5 protein-coding genes are annotated in these 2,971 nt (G+C 73.2%); 2 read left to right on the top strand and 3 right to left on the bottom strand.

Going from position 1 to position 2,971, the window contains the following annotated elements; all coding sequences use genetic code 11:
• The coding region (locus B7767_RS14485; RefSeq protein WP_085572550.1) for an N-acetylmuramoyl-L-alanine amidase at window positions 1-599 on the top strand (599 nt) is incomplete at its 5' end.
• Here B7767_RS14485 and B7767_RS14480 read toward each other — a convergent pair.
• The 3 genes from B7767_RS14480 to B7767_RS44625 form a co-directional block, all read right to left on the bottom strand.
• Window positions 596-1,765 carry a cysteine desulfurase family protein gene (locus B7767_RS14480; RefSeq protein ID WP_085572549.1) on the bottom strand — a complete coding sequence of 390 codons (1,170 nt, stop codon included), beginning with the start codon at window positions 1,763-1,765 and terminating at the stop codon, window positions 596-598. The two genes, B7767_RS14485 and B7767_RS14480, sit on opposite strands and share 4 nt — an antisense overlap.
• Window positions 1,766-1,834: 69 nt before the next feature.
• On the bottom strand, window positions 1,835-2,101 hold the full coding sequence (locus B7767_RS14475; protein ID WP_085572548.1) for a DUF4190 domain-containing protein: 267 nt from the start codon (window positions 2,099-2,101) through the stop codon (window positions 1,835-1,837).
• Window positions 2,102-2,161: 60 nt separating this feature from the next.
• Window positions 2,162-2,329: a hypothetical protein gene (locus tag B7767_RS44625; protein ID WP_107486103.1), complete on the bottom strand. Its 168-nt coding sequence runs from the start codon at window positions 2,327-2,329 to the stop codon at window positions 2,162-2,164.
• Window positions 2,330-2,442: 113 nt separating this feature from the next.
• On the opposite strand from B7767_RS44625, the gene B7767_RS14470 reads away from it, so the two are divergent.
• A partial coding sequence (locus B7767_RS14470; RefSeq protein WP_085572547.1) for a TetR family transcriptional regulator occupies window positions 2,443-2,971 on the top strand: 529 nt, incomplete at its 3' end.

Below are 2,971 nucleotides of genomic sequence, written 5' to 3'. Positions count from 1 at the left end.
CGCTGGCGCGGGACGAGCTGGCGCGGCTGTGGTGGCGCCTGCCGGGCGTCGAGAAGCCGCGCGAGCCGGGCGTGGTGGACTACGCGGGCGCCCGCTGGGTGGCGGCCTCGGACGCCAACTGGCGCCGCGCGGACCGGCCGGACGACTTCGGCGTCGACACGGTGATCGTCCATGTCACCCAGGGCAGCTTCGACAGCGCGGTGCAGGCGTTCCAGAACCCGGATCACAAGGCCGCCTCGCACTACATCGTGGGCCAGGACGGCCGCGTCACCCAGATGATCCGCGAGCTGGACGTGGCGTACCACGCGGGCAACCGCGACTACAACGAGCGCAGCGTCGGCATCGAGCACGCGGGCTTCGTGGACCGCCCCGAGGACTTCACGGACGAGATGTACGAGGCGTCGGCCCGCCTCACGGCCCGAATATGCGCCCGCTACGACATCCCGGTCGACCGCGACCACATCATCGGCCACGTCGAGGTCCCGGGCACGGACCACACCGACCCGGGCCCCCACTGGGACTGGGACCGCTACCTGAAGCTGGTCCGCCGCGCCCGCACGGAGCGGGCTCGCCCCAGCCCTTCGGCCACGACGGGCTAGCTCAGTCCCGCCGCGCGGGCTCGTTCCACCGCCGGGCCGATGGCCTTGGCCACGGCCTCCACGTCGGCCTCCGTGGAGGTGTGGCCCAGGGAGAAGCGCAGGGTCCCGCGGGCGAGGTCGGGATCCACCCCGGTGGCCAGGAGGACGTGGCTGGGCTGGGCGACGCCGGCGGTGCAGGCGGATCCGGTGGAGCACTCGATGCCCTGCGCGTCCAGCAGGAGCAGCAGGGAGTCGCCCTCGCAGCCGGGGAAGGTGAAGTGCGCATTGGCCGGAAGACGTCCCCCGGGCGCGGGGTCGCCGCCGAGGACGGCGTCCGGGACGGCCTCGCGGACCGCGGTGACCAGGTCGTCGCGGAGCCTGCCGATCTCCCGGGCGAACCACTCCTGCTGCTCGGCGGCGAGCCGCCCGGCGGTCGCGAAGGAGGCGACGGCGGGGACGTCGAGGGTGCCGGAGCGGACGTGGCGTTCCTGGCCGCCGCCGTGGAGCACGGGCACGGGGGTGTGCTCGCGGCCCAGGAGCAGCGCGCCGATGCCGTACGGGCCGCCGATCTTGTGGCCGGACACGGTCATCGCGGCGAGCCCCGACGCGGCGAAGTCCACCGGGACCTGACCGAAGGCCTGGACCGCGTCGGAGTGCAGCGGCACGCCGAACTCGGCGGCGGCCTCCGCCAGTTCGCGGACCGGCAGGATCGTCCCGATCTCGTTGTTGGCCCACATGACGGTGGCGAGGGCGACGTCGTCGGGGTTGCGGGCGATGGCCTCGCGCAGGGCGTCCGGGTGGACCCGGCCGTGTGAGTCGACCGGCAGGTACTCGACGGTGGCGCCCTCGTGCTCGCCGAGCCAGTGGACGGCGTCGAGGACGGCGTGGTGCTCGACGGGGCCGGCGAGGACCCGGGTGCGGGCGGGGTCCGCGGCGCGGCGGGACCAGTAGAGCCCCTTCACGGCGAGGTTGTCGGCCTCGGTGCCACCGGAGGTGAACACGATCTCGCTGGGCCGGGCGCCGAGGGCCTCGGCGAGGGTCTCGCGGGCCTCCTCGACGGTGCGCCGGGCGCGGCGGCCGGCCGCGTGGAGGGAGGAGGCGTTGCCGGTGACGCCCAGGTGCGCGGTGAGCGCCTCGACCGCCTCGGGAAGCATCGGGGTGGTCGCGGCGTGGTCGAGGTAAGCCATGGTGGGGCCGATTCTACGGGGCCCCGTGCAGCGGCCACGGATCGCGGTTGGCCGGGATGCGCCGCCCGCTCAGAAGCTCCACGAGATCGTGCCGTCCGCCTGGACGAACGCGGCGAGGACGAGGAGGTCGGCGACGCCGAGTCCGAGACCCAGGAAGGCCCGGCCGCGTCGGGCCGTGCCCCGCCACAGCGCCACGGCCGCCAGCACGATGGCGGTCGGGCCGAGGACGACGTTGAGGACGAGCAGGCCCAGCAGGCCCAGGACGAAGGACGCGACGGCCATGCCGTCGGCGTCACGGAAACCGGTGCGTCGGGCGGCCGGTGCGGTCAGGTGCATGATGATCGGCTCCCACGGTCGGAGGGACGGGGTGACGGGGTTCGAACGGCCTGGTGCGGGTCAGTGCGCCGGGCCGCGGCGTCCGCGGCCGTGGCGCTCGCGCAGGGCGAAGACGCCGAGCCACACGACGATGACGGCACCGGCGACGAGGGAGAAGGAGAGCGGGGCGTGGACGACGGCGCCCAGGACGACGCCCAGCAGGAGCAGCGCCGCGACGAGGAACAGCATGGGTGGATCCCCCAGATTCGGTGAACGATTGTGGTTACAGTTGTTCACTGAGTTCCCAGGCTAGCGCGGTCCATGACTTCCCAACTACGGAGAACAGTTGTTAACTGCATGGCATGAGTCACACCCTCGGCGTCCGGCAGGCCCAGAAGCAGAAGACCCGGCGGGCGCTGCTCGACGCGGCGCTGGAGCTGCTGGAGGAGCAGAGCCTGAGCAGCCTGGGGCTGCGTGAGGTCACCCGTGCGGTGGGAGTGGCGCCGACCGCCTTCTACCGGCACTTCCGGTCCATCGAGGATCTGGGGGTGGCGCTGGTCGAGGAGGCGCTGGGCAGTCTGCATCCGATGATCCGGACGATCGTGTCCACGACCGGGGACGGCGAGGAACGCATCGCGCGGGCCGTCGAGTTGATCGCGGGGCACGTCGACGCGCATCCGGCGCACGTGCGGTTCATCGCCCGGGAGCGGCACGGCGGGGTGCAGGTGGTGCGGGCGGCGATACGGGATCAGCTGGCGCTGTTCGCCGTGGAGGTGGCGGAGGCGCTGGCGGAGGATCCGGTGTCCGCGGGGTGGGGGGAGGAGGATCTGGCGATGCTGGCCCAGCTGTACGTGGACCAGATGCTGGGGACCGCGTCGCTGTTCCTGGAGG

Origin of the sequence: Streptomyces sp. 13-12-16 (assembly GCF_002114215.1) — a bacterium.
GTDB lineage: Bacteria > Actinomycetota > Actinomycetes > Streptomycetales > Streptomycetaceae > Streptomyces.
This window is presented reverse-complemented; position numbering and strand designations above follow the sequence as displayed.

Coding starts and splice junctions, on each gene's coding strand:
- B7767_RS44625 (WP_107486103.1), bottom strand. CDS start 2,329: ATGCTGTTCCTCGTCGCGGCGCTGCTCCTGCTGGGCGTCGTCCTGGGC.
- B7767_RS14480 (WP_085572549.1), bottom strand. CDS start 1,765: ATGGCTTACCTCGACCACGCCGCGACCACCCCGATGCTTCCCGAGGCG.
- B7767_RS14475 (WP_085572548.1), bottom strand. CDS start 2,101: ATGCACCTGACCGCACCGGCCGCCCGACGCACCGGTTTCCGTGACGCC.